We start from the raw sequence: 16,646 nt of genomic DNA on the forward strand, positions 1-16,646 counted from the left end.
TCCAGCCCCGCGGCGGTAGCTTATCTTGCTTGCCGCCCTAGGCCGGCCGATGACAGCGAGTGAGCCGGGAGCCCAGGCGTCAGCGACGCGGACGGCCAGGTCCCGTTCCGCCGCGACGAGCGAGGAACCGGCCGTCGCCGTCGACGGCCTCAGGAAGACCTTCGGGACCGGCGAGACCGCGGTGACGGCGGTCGACGGCGTCACCTTCGAGATTGAGCGGGGCTCGGTGGTCGGGCTGCTGGGGCCAAACGGGACCGGGAAGACGACGCTCATCAAGTCGATTCTGGGGATGGTCCTCCCCGACGAGGGCACCGTACACATCGGCGGTGTCGACGCCCGGGCGTCACCGCGGGCCGCCTACGCGGACGTCGACGCGATGCTTGAGGGCGCGCGCAACGACTACTGGCGTCTCACCGTGCGGGAGAACCTGCGCTACTTCGCCACCGTCAGCGGCGTCGACCCGGACTCGGTCGCGGCCCGCCACGACCGCCTGCTCGACCGGCTGGGGCTCACGGCGAAAGCCGACGTGCCGGTCCGTGACCTCTCGCGGGGGATGAAACAGAAGGTCTCGCTCGCGAGCGTGCTCGCCGGCGGGGCCGGCGTCGTCTTCCTCGACGAGCCGACGCTGGGACTCGACGTGGAGAGCTCCAGAACGCTCCAGCGGGAACTGCGCCGGCTCGTCGCCGAGGAGGGACTCACCGTAATTTTGAGCAGCCACGACATGGACGTCGTCGAGCGGGTCTGTGACCGGGTCGTCATCATGGCTGACGGCCGGGTCGTCGCCGACGACAGCGTCGACGCGCTACTGGGGACCGACGACAGCCACCGCCTCGAACTCACGAGCGCCGACTTCGACGACGCCCTGCTCGGCGAACTCGGCGAGCGGGCCGCCGTAGTCGGAACCGAGCGACTCGACCGCGGCGGGCGCGTCGAGGTCCGGGCCGACAGCGACGGGCTCTACGCGCTGATGGCCGCCCTCGACGACCGCGGCGTCGCGCTCGACGACGTGCGGAGCGTCGAGCGGGACCTCGAAAGCGCGTTCGTCGCCCTCACCGGGACAGACGAGCCATGACCGCCGAGGGTCGCGGGGCCGAGGCGACCGACGGGGCGGGCGAATCGGCGACCGGCGCCGCCGAGACTCCACGGCGGGCCGGGTACCGACACCTGATGCGGGCGGTCCTCTACCGGGAGTATCTCGTCTTCGTCCGCTATCCGGCCAACGCCGTCGGGGGTATCGTCGTCGCGCTGTTTTTCTTCGGCGTGCTGTTCTACGGCGGCCGAATGGTCGCGGGGCAGGCGCTGACAGACTCCATCGAGGGCATCGTCGTCGGCTACTTCCTCTGGACGCTGTCAGTCGGGGCGTACTCCGCCATCTCCAACGACATCGGGAGCGAGGTCCAGTGGGGGACGCTGGAACGACACGTCATGACGCCGTTTGGCTTCGCGCCCGTCGCGCTGTTGAAAGGCGTCGCGAAACTGGTCCGAACCTTCCTCACGTCGGCGCTCATCCTCGCCGTGATGCTCGTGATGACGGGAACCACGCTCAGCCTGCACGTCCTCACCGTCGCCACCGTGGCCGCGCTCACGGTGGTCTCGGTACTCGGACTGGGCTTTGCCGCCGGGGGCATCACCGTCCTCTACAAGCGGGTTGGCAACTGGTTGAACCTGCTCCAGTTCGGGTTCATCGTGCTCATCTCCGCGCCCGCGTTCGACCTCGGCTGGACCCGGCTGTTGCCGCTGGCCCACGGCAGCGCGCTCCTCCAGCGGGCGATGGTCGAGGGGACCCGTCTCTGGGAGTTCTCAGTCCCGGACCTCGCGCTGCTTGTCGGGGTCGCCGCCGGCTATCTCGTCGGTGGCTATCTGGTCTTTCAGGTCGCGACGCGGCGGGCGCGTCGACTGGGCGTGCTCGGGGACTACTGACCCCCGAGCTGAGAGGTCAGGTCGTTCTCGGCGTAGCGCTCCCGCTCGCCCCAGTCCTCGATGCTTGAGTGGGTCTCCCACAACGCCGTCTCCAGATGTTGCTGGCGGATCTCCGACCCGTCACGCAGCGCGTGGCGGGCGGCGTCCTCGGCCAGCAGTTCGATGTCGCTTGCGGCGTAGCCCTCGGTCGGCCCGACGACGGTGTCCCAGTCGATGGCGTCGGCGATGGGCCGGTCCGAGAGGTGTATCTCCAGAATCTCCCGGCGAGCGCTGGCGTCGGGCGGGGGCACCTCCACACGCTCGTCGAAGCGACCGGAGCGACGCAGGGCGCCGTCGACGTCCTCGACGAAGTTGGTCGCGCCCACCGTCACCACGTCGTGTTCGGCGGCCCCCTCGACCTCGGTCAGGAGCTGGTTGACCAGCTGTTGCTGGTTGTCGCTGGTGGTCCCGCGCCGCGAGCCGGCGACGCCGTCTATCTCGTCGATGAAGAGGATACACGGCGCGTTCGCCCGCGCGATCTCGAACAGGTCGGCGACGTTGCTGGCCGGCTCGCCCATCCACTTACTGGAGAGGTCCGCCGGCGTCACCTCGATGAAGCTGTGGCCCAGTTCGCCGGCCAGCGCGCCCGCGAGGTGGGTCTTCCCACAGCCCGGCGGGCCATACAGCAGCAGGCCCGACAGTACGTCGATGCCGTACTCGTCGTAGGTCTCGCTGTTGCGAACCGGCTCGATGACCGTATTTTGAAGCCGCTCTTTCAGCTCGCTCATCCCGCCGACGGAGGTGAAGTCCCGGCCAGGCTCGGGCTCGACGAGGTTGGTCGCCTGCAGGTCGACGCCGTCGGGCTGGACCACCCCGCCCTCGGCGGCGTCTTCGGGGTCTATCCAGTCCGGGATGCTCGTCGCGGAGTCGTCGGCGGCCGCCTGCAGGTGGCCGGTCCCGATGGGGGCGTCCTCGCGCAGGGCCTGCCGGGCGGCGTTCTCGGCAAGCAGTTCGAGGTCGCTGGCGGCGTAGCCCGCCGTCGCCTCGACGACGGGTTCGAGGTCCAACTCCTCGGCGGTGGGCCGGCCGGCCAGGTGGAGTTTCAGTATCGCCCGGCGGGCCTCGGCGTCGGGCGGGGGCACCTCCACGCGCTCGTCGAAGCGGCCCGACCGGCGGATGGCGCCGTCGACGTCCTCGACGAGGTTCGTCGCGCCGACGACGACCACGTCCTCCTCGGCGATGCCCTCGAGCTCGGTCAGCAGCTGGTTGACCAGCTGTTGCTCGCTTGAGTTCATGTTCGCGTCGCCGTCGCGGTCGCCGGCGATGCCGTCTATCTCGTCGATGAACAGCACACAGGGGGCGTTCGCCCGCGCGATGGCGAACAGCTCCTCGACCTTCTGGGCGGGCTCGCCCATGTACTTGCTCGTCACGTCGGCGGGACCCACCTCGATGAAGGCGTGGTCGACCTCGCCGGCCAGCGCGCCGGCAACGTGGGTCTTCCCACAGCCCGGCGGCCCGTGGAGCAACACACCGTTGACGACGCCGATACCGTACTCCTCGAAGGCCTCGGGGTCGGCCAGCGGGCGGACGACCTTGTGGTTGAGCGTATCGAGTAGGTCGCTCATCCCGCCCACGTCTGCGAAGCTCCGGTCGGGGTCCGGGTCGACGACGCTCTCGGCGTCCATCTCGACGCCGTCGGGCTGGACGACCTCGGGCTGGCCGCCGCTGGCGCTCTGACGGTCGACGGTCGGAGCGCCCGAGGACTCCCCGCGCGTGGGCTCGCCACCGCCGCCACCGGGAGCGCTCTCTCCGCTCCCGCCGGCGCCGCCCTCGCCGGACTGCCCGACCCGCTCCCGAATCGCGCGCTCGACGCGGTCGGGGTCGGCCTCGTAACCGAACGTCGCCAGCCGGCGGGGCTGCTCGCTGACGAACGCGGAGAGCCAGCCGTGCCGGCGCAGCTCGTCGGCCGGCGCCCCGGGGTCCCGGAGGGCGACCAGCGCGACATCGTCGGAACGGGGGCCGTGAAACTCCGCCAGCCAGAACGGGAGGTAACAGCGCTCGATGTCGGTGACCGCGTCGAACCCCTCGGGGTCGAAATCGCCCGGCAGGCCGTACGAGTCCCGGAGCTTCCGCAGGAAGACGTTCGCCGTTGTGCCCCGCTGCTCGCGGTACTCCGCGATGCGTCGCGGAAGCAGGGACTCGGCCTCCTCGGTCGGTACCTGAAACTGCATGAGCACCGAGCGGCCAAGCGTCGGCGCGTCGGCGCCGAAGTCGTAGTCGCTGGTCGCTCGACGCACGAGGTCGTCGGTACCGTCGGCGTACTGGGCCAGGGACTCGTCGTTGTCCTCCCAAAGCCCGTCGAGGAGGGCGGTAGCCGTCTTCTCCTCGGTTCCGAAGAGCTTCCCCTCGCCGGTCTCGTAGCGGTACTCGACGCGAAAGACCGGGTAAAAGACGCGGTGGAGCCGCTCCAGTCGCTCGTCGTCGCCGAACTTCGTCAGCGCTCGGTCGGCCAGCGCCTCACGGACCGCCGACTCGTCGGGCAGGCGCCGGTCGGCGTAGATGTACGGAGCCAGTCCCATCCTCAGACCCCTCCCCGAATCGCCGCTTCGGCGTCGGTCAGCGCCGCGTCGGCGTCGAAATCCTCGATGGCCGCCCGCTGTGCGTCCGCGTCGCCCCGCAGGTCTCGCGCGTGGTCGGTGATGCCCGGGATGGCGCGGATGATGTTGTCGATGATGGGCACCGTCGCGACCTGGGCCGACCGGGAGAGGGGGTTGAGGTCGACGACGAGTTCGGTCTTGCCCATCTCGCCCAGGGCCTCGGCGCGGTCGCCGTCCTCCAGGGGGACGAGCACCACGTCGGCGTCGCCGATGCCGTCGGCGTCGACCTTCGCGCGCTCGTGGTCCAGCCCCGGAATCCGGCCGTCGGCGGTCAGACCCTTGACGTTCTCGGCGCCGTGTTCGCGGAGGTGGTCGGCGATGCGCTTGATGCGCTCCTCGGTCCGGTTGAACAGGTTCACTTCGAGGTCGGCCCCGGTCGCCTCGCTCAGCGCGACCAGTTCGCCGGGGACGAGCGCCGCGGCGTTGCCGTTGACCGAGATGACCGCGTGGTCCGCCGAAAGGAGATAGGCGGCGGCGGCTCGCTCGGCCCGGTCGGCGCTGTCGATGGTCTCCTCGCCCAGCAGGTAGTCGTACGCTTCGCCCCGCCCCTGTGCGATGAGCCCCTGTCGGGAGGTGATACCCCTGTCGACCCCCGCTTCGATGCGGTGGCGAGTCAGCAGCGACTCGTACCGCGGGTGGCTCTCCGGCACGTCGACGTCGTCGCTCATACGCTTTCCTGTCTGTTGGGCCGTAGAAAAGTCCTCCGTACCCGCGCCAGCGGTTGTCACGGTCCCGACTTCCCGGGTCGCCGTACGTACCGGCTCCCGACCCTCCAGCTGTTCCACGGGTCGATTTCGAGCCCCGTAGCGCCTCGCACTCCCCGTTCCACCACGAGGGACCTCCCTGCGGTCGGTCCCTCGCTACTCGTCCAGCGTCGCGCCGGCGGGGTACACCGCACACGAGCGGGCGTCGTAGCCGGCGTCGGTCAGCCCGGTCCCGAGCGCGAACACCGTCTCGCCCAGCATCGCCATCGCCGCGTCGCCGCCGGCCTTGATGACGTCCGCGACGACCGCCTCCACGTCCTCGGTCAGCAGCTCCGCCTCCCGGGAGAACTGCCGGGCGGCGCGCATGACGGTCGGCAGCGTCGGCTCCTTGACCACCATCGACAGCGCGCGTTCGCCGGCGGTCGTCAGCGCCTCGGTGTCCCCACCGACCACGTCCGGCGTCGATAGCTCCCCGAGCGTGTAGTACTCCACGCGGGCCCGCTCGGGGACGGCGTCGACGTAGTTGTACTGCGGGCCGCCGGGCTCCAGCCGCAGCGGGACGCCGCCCCGCGCCTGTGCGACCACGTCACCGAGCCCGGTGCCGGCCTGGACCTCGGCGCCGTGGGCGATTGTCACGAGTTCGTTGTACGAGAGTCCCAGCTCCAGCGCGGCGTTGGCCGCAAGCGCCGTCCCCAGGGCCACGCCGCCGGAGACGCCGAAACCGGCACCCAGCGGCAGCGGCGTCTCGGCCCGGACCCGCGCCTCCGCACGCAGCGCCGAGAGCACGCGCTCGACAGCGTCCATCTCGACGCTCTCACCGTCGAGCGTTATCGTCGTTTCCTCGGCCCGCTCGACCGTCACCGAGACGCCGTCCGAGAGCGCGATGCCGCCGCCCCGGGAGCCCGCCTTCGTCGGGTCGTCGTCCCGGTCCACGGTGAAAAACCCGGTCACGTGGCCCGGCACGAACGCCCGTGCGTCGTCGCTCATTGGGACCGCTGGGGGGCGCCGACGCTAAGGGCTGGCGGTTCGGAAGAGCCCTTTGGGACCGGCGCTACCTGACCGGTCGGGCGCTGGCAGTTCGCCCACAGCCGGTACAGACGTACGTGCCACTCGGGGTCTTTCGGACGGGCTCGTTGCACTCGGTGCAGTTCAGCGGTAGGTTGCCAGTCGTGTGGTTCGTGCTGGACATACCTGATAGATATTCCAATATAACATAAATATAGCGACTGTTCAGACGGTATAACGAGATATTACCACATGAATGTTTTTCTTTACCCTCAAAAACCTCCTTTCTGTAAATCGGAGAGGTTACTCTCATAGCCCCGACGGCGTGGCCGGTGTGGTCCTCGCTCGGCTGGTGGGCCCGTACATTGATGTGCGTTTACGGTAAGTGACTGTGTATACGATGCCCACTATCAGCGCGCGACTCGGGGACGAGGAGAAAGCGGAGCTGGACGAGGTGGCGGCTCTGCTCTCGGAGGACCGGTCGACGACCATCCGGAAGGCGCTCGGCGAGGGGCTGGAGACCCTTCGCGTGCGGGTCGCCGTCGAGCGGTACCAGTCCGGCGACGTCTCCGCGGCAGAGGCCGCACAGATAGCTGACTGCTCTATCGCCGAGTGGCTGGACGTGGCCCGCGAGCGCAACCTGACGACACAGCTCCAGCTGTCGGACCTGGAGCTCGACGCCGACACCGCCGCGGAGCTGTGACGCGAATCTACGTCGGTCCGACGGCCGTGTACAGCCTGGGTCAGGTGGGCGAACTCGCCCTGCTCGACGCGTTCGACGGCGACATCGTCGTCCCCGCCCCAGTGGCCGACGCGGTGGATATCGAACCGGCGGCCACGAACCTCGCCGAGTTCCTCGACAGCGGGGTCGAGACGAGCGTCGACGGGGGCCACGTCGAACGGGCGCGGTCAGTACTCGGCGAGAAGGACATCGGCGCGGCCGAGACGGTCGTCGCGGGCGTGCTGGCTCACCGGGACCAGCGGGACCGCTCGGCGGTCGCCGTCGTCTCCGAGGACCGCACCGTTCGCCGCACTGCCCAGGGCCTCGGTGCCGAAGTGACCAGCAGCTTCGGCGTCGTCGTCCGCGCGGCCATCGAGGACAAGTACCTGAGTTCGACACAGGCAAAGCGCATCGTCCGGCGCATCGACCAGCACGGGACACACCTGACCGGGGAGCTGCGCGAACGAGCGGTCGGGGAAGTGGCCGAATGAGCGCGACAGCCGTGAGCGAGCGCGAGCGAGCGAACGGCTGCGTTTTAGCGTAGATTTTTCGAGGAGCGGTACCCGCAGCGAACGCAGTGAGCGAGGATGCCCGACGAGGAAAAAGGTACGCCGGCACGGAACGCACCTGACCGGGGAGCTTCGTGAGCGGGCAGTCGGGGAAGTGACGGAATGAACCGTTCTAGCGGCGATTTCAGACGGATATCACATCCCGACCCCGCGGAGTGCCGACAGTGATGAAAGCGTGGGTTTAACACTCCGGGTCCCGACCGAGCGAGTATGCAGGGTAACCTTCCGCCGGAAGCACAGGAGAAACTCGAGGAGCTACAGGACCTTCAGGAGACCGCACAGCAGGTCGCGACACAGAAACAGCAGGCCGAGTCGACGCTGCAGGAGTCCAAGACGGCGCTGGACGAGCTCGACGACGTCGACGCCGACACCACGATGTACCGAGAGGTCGGCGAGCTGCTCGTCAAGACCGAGCTCGGCGAGGCCCGCGAGGACCTCGAAGAGAAGGTCAGCAACCTCGAAGTCCGCGTCGAGACCCTCGAAAAGCAGGAAGAGCGCGTCCAAGAGCAGTTCGAAGAGCTCCAGAGCGAGCTCCAGCAGATGCTCGGTGGCGGCCCCGCAGGCGGCCCCGGCGCAGGCGCGTAAGGCGATGGCGACCGACGACGAGGTCGTGCAGACGGCCGCCGACGCGGCCGAAGACGTTATTTTTGCTCGGCTCAGCGTGAGCGATATCGACGATTACGACGTGACGGTGAGCTTCGAAGACGGGATGCTCGATGTCGACATTTACGTCAAGGCGCCCGACGCGAGCGCCGACGAGAAGCGAATCGCCGACGACGCGGCGCTGGCCGCGCGGGGCGCCGTCGACGAGCTACTGAGTTGACGTAGCCATCGAAATTCGCCCGCGTCGGTGCGGACGATATCGTTCGCATCGCGTGGTTTCGATTGTGTCAGGTCCGGTCGCTCGCGAACCCGGTTCTGAAGGCGATCCAGCCCAGCACGCTGATGAACAGAATCGGGGGGAGAATCATAAAGCCCCACAACGGGTCCAGTCCCCAGCCGAGCAACAGCACGAGGTCGAACAGGCCAATAGCGACGAAGGGGGCGATGTACTTCGTGGCCCGCCACCGGTCCATCCCCTCGACGAGGCTGTCGTCGTCGTCTTCGAGGAGGTCCGCCGTCGTCCGCTCGTGGGACTGGTCGAGGCCGGACTCAACGGTGTCGTCCATACCGGGGGTGAGGGCGCCACGGGCAAAAGTATCGCGCTACGCGGGGACAGATCAACTGTCCGTGTCGGCGATGGTCATCTGGCGGCCCAGCCGGTCGGCGCCCGCGTCGCGAAAGCGGCGACCGACGAGATAACCGTCGGCGTCGCTGTCGGCCCACGCGGGTGCGTCCTGGACCCACACCGTCGCAGTGCCAGTACTGCAGGCCCGCGCCCACTCGCGGGCCAGCGGTTTCGAGTCGAACCGTCGCGTGGTCCCCTCCCGGTTGACCCACCGGCCGGCCCGTGAGCTCACCCGGCGGGCGGACGGTTTCACCGCGACGAGATAGCCGTCGTCGGTCACAGCGATACCGACGCGCCCGTCCGGGAAAACGACAGCGGGCTAGTTTTTCATACCCGCGCGCCGAACCGTTTTATATGGAACACGAGGCCACGGTCGAAGGGGTCGGCGTCGGCGTCAGCGAGGAAGGGTCGGGGACGCCGGTGGTCCTCCTGCGTGCGCGCGAAGAGATCGTCCCGATATTCGTCAGTACCGACCAGGCCCAGTCGATGCAGCTGGCCATCGACGGCGAGCCCTTCGAGCGGCCCCTGACTCACGATCTGCTCGTCGAGATGGTCGCGGAGTTCGGCGGCGCCATCGACCGTGTCCGCATCGACGATCTCACCGACGGCACCTTCTACGCGAAGATAGACACAGAGCAGTACCTCGAAGACCGGCGCAAGGAGATGGTGTTCGACGCCCGCCCGTCCGACGGTATCGCCATCGCCCTGCGGGTGGACTGCCCGCTTGTCGTCTCCGACGAGGTTGTCGACGCGGCCGGCCGGTCGCCGGAGGAGTTCGACGGCGACGAGGAGCTGTAACAGACACCGACTGGCGACGGACCATCGTGGTCGGATACGCACCCGCAGTCGACTGGTACGCAGCTGGGGCCGACACCGAGACTACGCTTTCGACGCTTCAGGTCCGACTGTCTCCATGGAAAACTCCGGTGGGGAGCGACGAGTCGACCACGCTACAGACGGACAGGAGTCGCCGCGACGGCTCCTCGACCTCCTGATAACGCGGCTGGCCGAGCCGGCGGCCGTGCTGGACGAGTCGCTGACTATCGTGGCGACAAACACCGCGTTCGAGGCGCTGGTCGGGGCCGACGACGCGGTCGTGGGCGAACGGCTCACGGCTGTTGTCCCCTCCCTAACTCGGGATGCCGTCGAAGGAAACGCGGACGAGCCCAGCGAGTACGTGACGGTCCGGACCGGCCAGACGCCCGAGCGGTGGACGGAGTTTGGCTTCGACCGCCACGGGACACACCTGCTCTGTATCGGCCGGGACGTGGACAGAGACCGGGGGGTCGGCGCCGCCGGGGACCGGGTATCGCTGACGGCCCTGCAGGCGACGACACAGGACCTGCTCGCCGCCGAGACCGAGGAGGCCGTCGCCACCCGCATCGTCGAGACGGCGACCGACGTGCTTGGGCTGGCGGGTGCGACAGTCTATCTGTTCGACTCCTGTCAGAACACCTTCTGTCCGGCCGGTCTGGCCGGGGAGTCCGGCGACGACGCGCGGACGGCGGTCGATGGCGGCGCCGACAGTATCATCCGGGAGGTGTTTCTGACTGGGATGCCCGCGACACTCGATAGCGGGGACCGGTATCACCCTCTCGGCGAGTACGGCGTCCTCCACACTGTGGCGGGCGAGGAGCCCGCGTCCGGACGCGAGGCCGGCGGAGCGAGCGAGTACCTGGCCGGGGCCGCCCGCACCGCGCTGGAACGGGTCGACCGGGAGGCGACGCTCCGGGAGCGGGCGGCGAGCTACGGCGAACAGGCCGAGCGCCTCGCCGAACTGGAGCAGACGCTGTCGATGGTCCGCCGGGTGCAGCGGGTCCTCGTCGACGCCGACACCGTCTCCGATATCGAGCAGGGAGTCTGTGCGGCACTGACGGAGTCGCCATGGCTGTCGTTCGCGTGGGTCGGCCGTGCCGGGGACGGCGGCGTCGAGCCGCGGGCCTGGTCGGGCCCCGAGGCCGGCTATCTGGAGGCTATCTCGCTCTCGGCCGGCGACAGCCACGTCCCGCCGGCCGTCGAGACGGCGGCCTTGGACCAGGTGACGACCGTCGACGCCGTGGCCGAAACCATCAGGGACCAACACTGGTCAAGAGCGGCCATCTCCCGGGAGTTCCAGGCGGCGATCAGCGTCCCGCTGCGTGCCGACGGCGTCAGCTACGGCGTCCTGACGGCCTACGCCGACCGGCCGGTCGAGTGGGACGACTCACTCAGGTCGGTGATCACCGAGCTCGGCGACAGCGTCGCGATGGCCATCCGCGACCGGGAACGACGCAGTCTCCTGGCCGCCGACGCGGGCGTCGAACTGGACCTGACCGTCACCGCGCCGGACGCGCCGCTGGGGCAGCTGGCGGCCGCGCTCGGCGTGACTGTGGGCTGTACGGAGGTGATTCCGGTCGACGGAACGACGACCCGGCTCTTCGTCTCGGCGCCCGGGGCCGACGGTGACGCCGTCGCCGACGCCGTCGAGGGGGTCGGGCAGGTCGACTCACTCGTCGCCGTCGCGGACGGGGACCGGTACGAGCTGCTCGTCGAGGAGCCCACTGTCGTCGGCCAGGTAGTGCGCCACGGCGGGCGGCTCGATACGGCGTCTGTCACGGCCGAGGAGCTGACGGTGACAGTCGCCCTCGCCGCTGACGCTGACGTGCGCACCTTCGTCGACCGGTTACGGGACAGCGGTGTGGCCGTCCAGCTGACGGCGCGGCGCAACCAGACCGCGACGACCCGGCGCGCGGACGGGATACGCGGCTCCCTGGAGACGGCGCTGACCGACCGCCAGCTCGAAGCGCTCCGGACGGCCTACGGCAGCGGCTTCTTCGAGTGGCCCCGCGAGACGACCGGCGAGGGCGTCGCCGAGATGCTCGGGGTCGCCCAGCCGACGGTGAACCGCCACCTCAGAGTCGCACAGCGGAAGCTCCTGGCGCTGGTCTTCGACGACGAGTAGCGGGCGGCAGGCGTGGTAATAAGTCGCAGTCCTATACACGTAGCGGGGCCGCGCGGACGTGGCTACCAGGGTAGCCACAACCGGCTTTATCGTCCCGTCGGTAGGGAGAGACAGCGAGTTCAAATAATGACAAGTGAATTACATAGCAGACACGTCCCCGAATCGGAAGCGCTGAGTCACGCCGTCGTCGTCGCCGTCGCGGAACGGAACGGTGTCGACCCGCTCGATCTGGACGAACGGCTCTACGACTGTATCGACCCGGACGCGCTGGACGCGCTGTTTACCTCCAGCGGGCAGAACGCCTGTGGGACGGTCCAGTTCGTCATGGCCGGCTGTCACGTCGAAGTGACTGCCGAGCGGCAGTTACGCGTCGAGCGGGTCCACAAGGAGCCCTCGACCGCCGAAGCGCGCGTATAGCCGAAAACGGTCCGATTTCTGTAGTAGTGTGGCGGGACAGTACCAGAGAGCCCGACACCCCGGGCTGGGCAATCCCCACGTATAGCAAGCGGTGGACCCTAGTCGTCGGCGACGAGCCGGTCGCTGTCGTCGGAGACGAGCCGGTCCATCGCGTCGACCATCGCCCGCACCGAGGCCCGCGTGATGTCCGAGTCGCTCGCCGAGACGGCGACGCTGTCGTCCCCGCGGGACATCTCGATTTCCACGGTGACGATGGCGTCCGTGCCGCCGGTGATGGCGTCGACGTGGTAGTCGTCGAGGCTGGCGTTAGCCGTGTGAGAGAGGGCGTCCTCGGTGGCGTTCATCGCGGCGTCGACCGGGCCGGAGCCGACGGCCGCGGCCTTGCGCTCCTCGTCGTCGACCGAGAGGCGCACGCTCGCAGTCGGCGTGTCCGACCCCGACACCGCCGTCAGGCCCAGCAGCTCGACGCGGCGGTCCCCCGCCTGGCCCGTGACCTCGTCGGCGATAGTCAGCAGGTCGGCATCGGTCACGCGTTTCCCGCGGTCGCCCAGCTCCTTGACGCGGCCGACGATCTCGTCGATCTGGTCGTCGGTCGCGTCGACGGCGTGTTCCTCCAGCGCGGCCTCGACGCCGGCGCGGCCGGCGTGTTTCCCGAGTGCGAGGCGGCGCTCGCGGCCGACCTTCTCCGGGGCGTAGGGCTCGTACATCGCGTCGTCTTTCAGGGTGCCGTCGGTGTGGATGCCCGACTCGTGGGTGAAGGCGTTCTGCCCGACGACGGCCTTGTTCGGCGCCAGCTGGATTCCGGTTCGGTTGGCGATGAGCTTCGCGAGGTCGTACACCTCGGTCAGGTCCATCGACTCGACGCCGTAGCCGTGGTCCAGGGCGATGGCGACCTCTTCGAGGGCGACGTTCCCGGCCCGCTCGCCGATGCCGTTGATGGTGCCATGTACCAGGTCCGCGCCCGCAGCCACGGAGACGAGGGCGTTCATGACGGCCAGCCCCAGGTCGTCGTGGGTGTGGGTGCTGACCGGCCCCAGCTCCGAGAGCCGGGAGACACATTCGAGCGCGCGGTCGGGCGTGGCGTGGCCGACGGTGTCGGCCCAGCAGATGCGGTCCGCGCCGGCGGAAAGCGACGCTTCGAGCAGTTCTTCGAGGTAGTCGAGGTCCGCCCGGGAGCCGTCCTCGCCGATGACCTCGACCCACAGGCCGTGGTCCTTGGCGTACTCGACGAGCTCGACCGTCGAAGCGACGTTGTCCGCGCGGGAGGTGCCAACCTTGTCCTCGACGTGGCGGTCACTCGCCGGGACGACGAGGTTGATGCCGTCGACGTCACACTCCAGGGCGAGGTCGATGTCGTTCCGGATGCCGCGACAGAAGCTCGTCACCGTCGCATCGAGGTCCAGCTCGGCGACCCGCGAGATGGTCTCTCGCTCGCCGGGGCCCGTACAGGCGCTTCCGGCCTCGATGACATCGATGGCGGCCGCGTCGAGCGAGCGGGCGATAGCGGCCTTGTCGTCGGGCGTCAGCGAGACGCCGGGGGCCTGCTCGCCGTCGCGCAGCGTGGTGTCCAGGAACTGTACGCCGTCTACCTCGTCGAGGGGACGCGTCGCTGGGTGGTCCCCGAACAGTGTGTGGTGGCTCACAGAAGATTCACTTCCATCACTCGGGGCGAATTTCACACCCAGTCGCCTCGCGGCGACTTCCTCTATCCTCCGTCGGGTGTTCCGACATAGTACAGGGTACTGGGACGTTCATGGTCTTTAGTCTGTTGGATGCGAACCGACGGTGACACACGCGACTGCGGCGAGATCAGGACTCTACAACCACGGTATCGCCGACCGCGACGCCGTCAGCGCCCCCCTCGGGCAGTTCGATGACGGTGTCCGCCTTCGCGTAGTCGATCGAGCGCCACGGGCGCATCGTCCTGACCTTGCGGACCTCGCCGTCGGCCAGCCAGACCACATCGGTGGGGAATCTGACAAACAGCATGTGGATGACCCGACGCCGGACTGCGCCGAAAGGCCACGACGGCTCGAACCGGAAGACGAGCGCGTAGTCGTCAGGAATCGACCGGCGGAACATCAGTCCCTTGGACTTTGACAGCATCGAGTCGGCCGTGTGGACGTTGGTGGCGAGGACGCGGCTTGCCCCCTCAGGGTCGTGGACGACGCGCATACGCTCGCGTGGGCATGTCACTACGTAAGCGTTCCGTCGGTCGGCCCTACGTAAGCGTTCCGTCGGTCGGCCGACCCTACAAGATCAGAATCATGGCCACTTCGTAGACTACGTACAGCAGTACCAGCAGTATCAGCACCCGAATGAGGTTCCCTGCCAGGTTATCCGGGAGTTCCTCATACATTTCTGCGAGCCCCGGTCCGTCAGCAGGCTGTCCAGCGTCAAGTCCCGTTGCCCCGCTAGCCTGCGCAGATCCGCCGAAGATGCCATCACCGAACATTTGTTCCATCTGTTCATTCTGTCGGTCCATCATATACTCCATCTCACTGTAGTCGTCGAAGCGATTCTTGATTTGACTCACATATGACGAGGAACAGTCACAGGCATCGGCAATTTCTTTATTCGTAGCGTTTGGGTTCTCGTACCACGTCAGAACGATATCACGCTGCAAGTCTGTTTTCTCTCCGCTAGGCATTGTTGCATGACATATCATATAACATCAAAAAAAGTTCTGTCCAAGACCCACCGACGGGCCACATCAGTTCTATTTCAGAGTGAATAACAGCATGAGCGTGGCCGCTATGACGAGACTGCCAGCGAAGTAGCGGGCTCCCAGAGGAGTGGGTTCCGGAGTCGCGCATCCGCCGAGCGAAGCGAGGCGGTTCACCGACGGCGAGGCCGAAGGCCGAGCCGTCGGCCTTTTTCGCCCACGTTTTTCAAGGAGGGTGTCCACAGCGCCGCGAAGCGGCGCGAGGACACCCGACGCAGAAAAAGGTGGACGGACAGATTCAGGTGAACGGAGGAGCGAACACAGGTATGGAGAAGGCGCCCGGCGGGACCTCGGTCGGTGTCTCCGACCCCTACGACCACGTCGACCGGTGTGACTTCGTGACCGACGAGGGGAAGTGCCGGTGGGCGCGCGAACACGGTCACCACGACCCCGACTTCGCGGACCGCCGCAGCGCCGATGGCTTTCGGTGTCCGGCCGCGGTCGGACCCGACGGCGACCCGGACGAGTCCGAGTGGGACTGGGCCGACTGTCCCCACTTCCGCTGTCGGAACCGCGACCGCGAGTGTGGCCGCTGTGGGCTCGAAGAGCGCCGCAACGCACACGACGACTCGCGGCCGCTGCTGGAGGAACATCACCTCTCCTACAGCGGGGCGGCCGACGGCGAGGAACTCGGCCACGAAATCACGGTGTATCTCTGTCGGTGGTGTCACGCGAAGGTCCACAATGCCTGGGCGCGCATCGACGACGACGCGGGACCGGACCCGGAGGCCATCGCCGCCAAGGAGGGGCGAAAGAGCCGGGAACAGTCGGAGCTTGGCTTTACCTCCGCAGCCGACCGGTACGACGACGCATAGACTGGCCGTCCCCGCGTCTCACAATCGAACGAGCCAATTCGGGCAGAGAGGCGACGCGGCTGTCGGCCGCCGGTGACCGCGACGCGCCGAAACAATCGTGGCAAAAAGGGGTTAAGACGGTCCCGGGGCTATAGAGCCCATGACGCAGATGGCGGTCGACGAGATACGCGTCGAGTCGTACATGACCGACGTAGAGCCCGTCAGCCCGGACGCGTGGGTGACGGACGTGGTCGACCGACTCAAGGCGGCGGGGCAGTACGGCGACCTCCCGGTGGCCGACGGCGAGGGGCAGTTGCTGGGCTGTGTCGGGGCGATAGACCTCGTGGAGGTCCCCGGCGACGAGCGCGTCGAGCGGCACATGCGGCAGGACCCGGTCGTCCTCCGCCCGGCGATGTCGGTCAAGAACGCGTCCCGGGTCATCTTCCGGGCGGGCCAGCAGTCGCTCCCGGTCGTCGGCGAGGACGGCGAGTTGCTCGGTGTCTTCTCGAACGGTGACGCCGTCAGGAGCCAGATAGAGCGTACGACCCCCTCGAAAGTCCGGAGTACCCGCGAGATGCTCGAACGGTCCTACGACACCGCCATCGACGTGGCCGAGCGGGAGATCGAGGTCGCCGGGCTGATACCGACACAGCGGGAGGTACACGCGGACGAGCTGGAGGGGCGTGAGTACGAGCTCCGGAACGGGCTCGCGGAGCCGCCCATCGTCGTCGCCTACGGGTCCAAGACGCTGATTGTCGACGGGCACCACCGCGCGCTCGCCGCGAAACGCCTGGGTATCGACCGGCTGGTCGCACACGTCCTCACGGTCTCGCCCGACGCGGTCGAGGAGCTGGGGTTTCTCCGAACGGCCCGGCTCGCCGGCCTTGCGGGGCTCGACGACATCGAGGTCGCCGACGCTCGACACCCGCTCATCGAGAAAACGGGCTCGGAGCAGTCGGCGACTCACCGGTGACGCGCCGGGCCAC

Annotated in this window: 19 protein-coding genes; 11 read left to right on the forward strand and 8 right to left on the reverse strand. The window is 68.2% G+C overall.

Annotated elements, in window-relative coordinates:
- The first annotated feature begins 49 nt into the window (after positions 1–49).
- Together VJ162_RS06755 and VJ162_RS06760 are read left to right on the forward strand one after the other, a co-directional pair.
- Positions 50–1,072: an ABC transporter ATP-binding protein gene (locus VJ162_RS06755; protein WP_324663250.1), complete on the forward strand. Its 1,023-nt coding sequence runs from the start codon at positions 50–52 to the stop codon at positions 1,070–1,072.
- The gene (locus VJ162_RS06760; protein ID WP_324663251.1) at positions 1,069–1,920 is read left to right on the forward strand and encodes an ABC transporter permease; all 852 of its coding nucleotides are present in this window, start codon (positions 1,069–1,071) and stop codon (positions 1,918–1,920) included. The genes VJ162_RS06755 and VJ162_RS06760 overlap by 4 nt, the downstream gene beginning before the upstream one ends.
- Here VJ162_RS06760 and VJ162_RS06765 read toward each other — a convergent pair.
- From VJ162_RS06765 to VJ162_RS06775, 3 genes are all read right to left on the reverse strand, one after another.
- Entirely contained in the window at positions 1,914–4,478 is a 2,565-nt protein-coding gene (locus VJ162_RS06765; RefSeq protein WP_324663252.1) for an AAA family ATPase, read from the reverse strand. The genes VJ162_RS06760 and VJ162_RS06765 overlap by 7 nt on opposite strands.
- Positions 4,479–4,480: 2 nt before the next feature.
- Complete coding sequence (locus VJ162_RS06770) at positions 4,481–5,224, reverse strand: 4-phosphopantoate--beta-alanine ligase (protein WP_324663254.1); 744 nt, start codon at positions 5,222–5,224, stop codon at positions 4,481–4,483.
- Positions 5,225–5,416: 192 nt separating this feature from the next.
- Entirely contained in the window at positions 5,417–6,247 is an 831-nt protein-coding gene (locus VJ162_RS06775; protein WP_324663256.1) for a pantoate kinase, read from the reverse strand.
- 418 nt (positions 6,248–6,665) lie between these two features.
- Here VJ162_RS06775 and VJ162_RS06780 point away from each other — a divergent pair, with 418 nt between their 5' ends.
- The 4 genes from VJ162_RS06780 (at position 6,666) to VJ162_RS06795 (ending at position 8,378) form a co-directional block, all read left to right on the forward strand.
- Positions 6,666–6,968 (forward strand): UPF0175 family protein, encoded by a 303-nt coding sequence (locus tag VJ162_RS06780; protein ID WP_324663257.1) that lies wholly within the window; start codon positions 6,666–6,668, stop codon positions 6,966–6,968.
- On the forward strand, positions 6,965–7,477 hold the full coding sequence (locus tag VJ162_RS06785; RefSeq protein ID WP_324663258.1) for a hypothetical protein: 513 nt from the start codon (positions 6,965–6,967) through the stop codon (positions 7,475–7,477). Before VJ162_RS06780 ends, VJ162_RS06785 begins: the two co-directional genes overlap by 4 nt.
- Before the next feature lie 288 nt (positions 7,478–7,765).
- Positions 7,766–8,140: a prefoldin subunit beta gene (locus tag VJ162_RS06790; RefSeq protein WP_324663259.1), complete on the forward strand. Its 375-nt coding sequence runs from the start codon at positions 7,766–7,768 to the stop codon at positions 8,138–8,140.
- Positions 8,141–8,144: 4 nt separating this feature from the next.
- Positions 8,145–8,378: a DUF3194 domain-containing protein gene (locus tag VJ162_RS06795; protein WP_324663260.1), complete on the forward strand. Its 234-nt coding sequence runs from the start codon at positions 8,145–8,147 to the stop codon at positions 8,376–8,378.
- Positions 8,379–8,445: 67 nt separating this feature from the next.
- Here the strand turns inward: VJ162_RS06795 and VJ162_RS06800 are convergent, their stop codons facing one another.
- The gene (locus tag VJ162_RS06800) at positions 8,446–8,724 is read right to left on the reverse strand and encodes a hypothetical protein (protein WP_324663261.1); all 279 of its coding nucleotides are present in this window, start codon (positions 8,722–8,724) and stop codon (positions 8,446–8,448) included.
- Positions 8,725–8,775: 51 nt separating this feature from the next.
- A complete protein-coding gene (locus VJ162_RS06805) occupies positions 8,776–9,063 on the reverse strand; it encodes a hypothetical protein (protein ID WP_324663262.1) in 288 nt (95 codons plus the stop codon).
- Between the two features lie 74 nt (positions 9,064–9,137).
- Between VJ162_RS06805 and VJ162_RS06810 the strand changes: the two genes are divergently transcribed.
- The 3 genes from VJ162_RS06810 to VJ162_RS06820 all read left to right on the forward strand — a co-directional run bounded on the left by VJ162_RS06810 (position 9,138) and on the right by VJ162_RS06820 (position 12,141).
- On the forward strand, positions 9,138–9,581 hold the full coding sequence (locus VJ162_RS06810; RefSeq protein ID WP_324663263.1) for a bifunctional nuclease family protein: 444 nt from the start codon (positions 9,138–9,140) through the stop codon (positions 9,579–9,581).
- A 115-nt stretch (positions 9,582–9,696) separates the two neighbouring features.
- The gene (locus tag VJ162_RS06815; protein WP_324663265.1) at positions 9,697–11,724 is read left to right on the forward strand and encodes a bacterio-opsin activator domain-containing protein; all 2,028 of its coding nucleotides are present in this window, start codon (positions 9,697–9,699) and stop codon (positions 11,722–11,724) included.
- Between the two features lie 126 nt (positions 11,725–11,850).
- Positions 11,851–12,141 carry a HalOD1 output domain-containing protein gene (locus tag VJ162_RS06820; RefSeq protein WP_324663266.1) on the forward strand — a complete coding sequence of 97 codons (291 nt, stop codon included), beginning with the start codon at positions 11,851–11,853 and terminating at the stop codon, positions 12,139–12,141.
- Positions 12,142–12,239: 98 nt separating this feature from the next.
- On the opposite strand, the gene VJ162_RS06825 is transcribed toward VJ162_RS06820, so the two are convergent.
- The 3 genes from VJ162_RS06825 to VJ162_RS06835 all read right to left on the reverse strand — a co-directional run bounded on the left by VJ162_RS06825 (position 12,240) and on the right by VJ162_RS06835 (position 14,791).
- On the reverse strand, positions 12,240–13,784 hold the full coding sequence (locus VJ162_RS06825; protein ID WP_407066838.1) for a (R)-citramalate synthase: 1,545 nt from the start codon (positions 13,782–13,784) through the stop codon (positions 12,240–12,242).
- Positions 13,785–13,950: 166 nt separating this feature from the next.
- Positions 13,951–14,316, reverse strand: a complete 366-nt coding sequence (locus VJ162_RS06830) for a DUF192 domain-containing protein (protein WP_324663267.1) — start codon at positions 14,314–14,316, stop codon at positions 13,951–13,953.
- Between the two features lie 76 nt (positions 14,317–14,392).
- Positions 14,393–14,791, reverse strand: a complete 399-nt coding sequence (locus VJ162_RS06835; protein WP_324663268.1) for a hypothetical protein — start codon at positions 14,789–14,791, stop codon at positions 14,393–14,395.
- A 341-nt stretch (positions 14,792–15,132) separates the two neighbouring features.
- On the opposite strand from VJ162_RS06835, the gene VJ162_RS06840 reads away from it, so the two are divergent.
- A complete protein-coding gene (locus VJ162_RS06840; RefSeq protein WP_324663269.1) occupies positions 15,133–15,681 on the forward strand; it encodes a DUF7097 family protein in 549 nt (182 codons plus the stop codon).
- A gap of 148 nt (positions 15,682–15,829) precedes the next feature.
- Positions 15,830–16,633, forward strand: a complete 804-nt coding sequence (locus VJ162_RS06845) for a CBS domain-containing protein (RefSeq protein ID WP_407066840.1) — start codon at positions 15,830–15,832, stop codon at positions 16,631–16,633.
- Positions 16,634–16,646: the final 13 nt, after the last annotated feature.

Origin of the sequence: Haloarcula sediminis (assembly GCF_035656455.1) — an archaeon.
GTDB lineage: Archaea > Halobacteriota > Halobacteria > Halobacteriales > Haloarculaceae > Haloarcula > Haloarcula sediminis.

Bases quoted from the DNA above. Each gene is read 5' to 3' on its own strand.
- VJ162_RS06755 (WP_324663250.1), top strand. From the start codon at position 50: ATGACAGCGAGTGAGCCGGGAGCCCAGGCGTCAGCGACGCGGACGGCC.
- VJ162_RS06760 (WP_324663251.1), top strand. From the start codon at position 1,069: ATGACCGCCGAGGGTCGCGGGGCCGAGGCGACCGACGGGGCGGGCGAA.
- VJ162_RS06765 (WP_324663252.1), bottom strand. From the start codon at position 4,478: ATGGGACTGGCTCCGTACATCTACGCCGACCGGCGCCTGCCCGACGAG.
- VJ162_RS06770 (WP_324663254.1), bottom strand. From the start codon at position 5,224: ATGAGCGACGACGTCGACGTGCCGGAGAGCCACCCGCGGTACGAGTCG.
- VJ162_RS06775 (WP_324663256.1), bottom strand. From the start codon at position 6,247: ATGAGCGACGACGCACGGGCGTTCGTGCCGGGCCACGTGACCGGGTTT.
- VJ162_RS06780 (WP_324663257.1), top strand. From the start codon at position 6,666: ATGCCCACTATCAGCGCGCGACTCGGGGACGAGGAGAAAGCGGAGCTG.
- VJ162_RS06790 (WP_324663259.1), top strand. From the start codon at position 7,766: ATGCAGGGTAACCTTCCGCCGGAAGCACAGGAGAAACTCGAGGAGCTA.
- VJ162_RS06795 (WP_324663260.1), top strand. From the start codon at position 8,145: ATGGCGACCGACGACGAGGTCGTGCAGACGGCCGCCGACGCGGCCGAA.
- VJ162_RS06800 (WP_324663261.1), bottom strand. From the start codon at position 8,724: ATGGACGACACCGTTGAGTCCGGCCTCGACCAGTCCCACGAGCGGACG.
- VJ162_RS06810 (WP_324663263.1), top strand. From the start codon at position 9,138: ATGGAACACGAGGCCACGGTCGAAGGGGTCGGCGTCGGCGTCAGCGAG.
- VJ162_RS06815 (WP_324663265.1), top strand. From the start codon at position 9,697: ATGGAAAACTCCGGTGGGGAGCGACGAGTCGACCACGCTACAGACGGA.
- VJ162_RS06820 (WP_324663266.1), top strand. From the start codon at position 11,851: ATGACAAGTGAATTACATAGCAGACACGTCCCCGAATCGGAAGCGCTG.
- VJ162_RS06830 (WP_324663267.1), bottom strand. From the start codon at position 14,316: ATGCGCGTCGTCCACGACCCTGAGGGGGCAAGCCGCGTCCTCGCCACC.
- VJ162_RS06835 (WP_324663268.1), bottom strand. From the start codon at position 14,791: ATGCCTAGCGGAGAGAAAACAGACTTGCAGCGTGATATCGTTCTGACG.
- VJ162_RS06840 (WP_324663269.1), top strand. From the start codon at position 15,133: ATGGAGAAGGCGCCCGGCGGGACCTCGGTCGGTGTCTCCGACCCCTAC.
- VJ162_RS06845 (WP_407066840.1), top strand. From the start codon at position 15,830: ATGGCGGTCGACGAGATACGCGTCGAGTCGTACATGACCGACGTAGAG.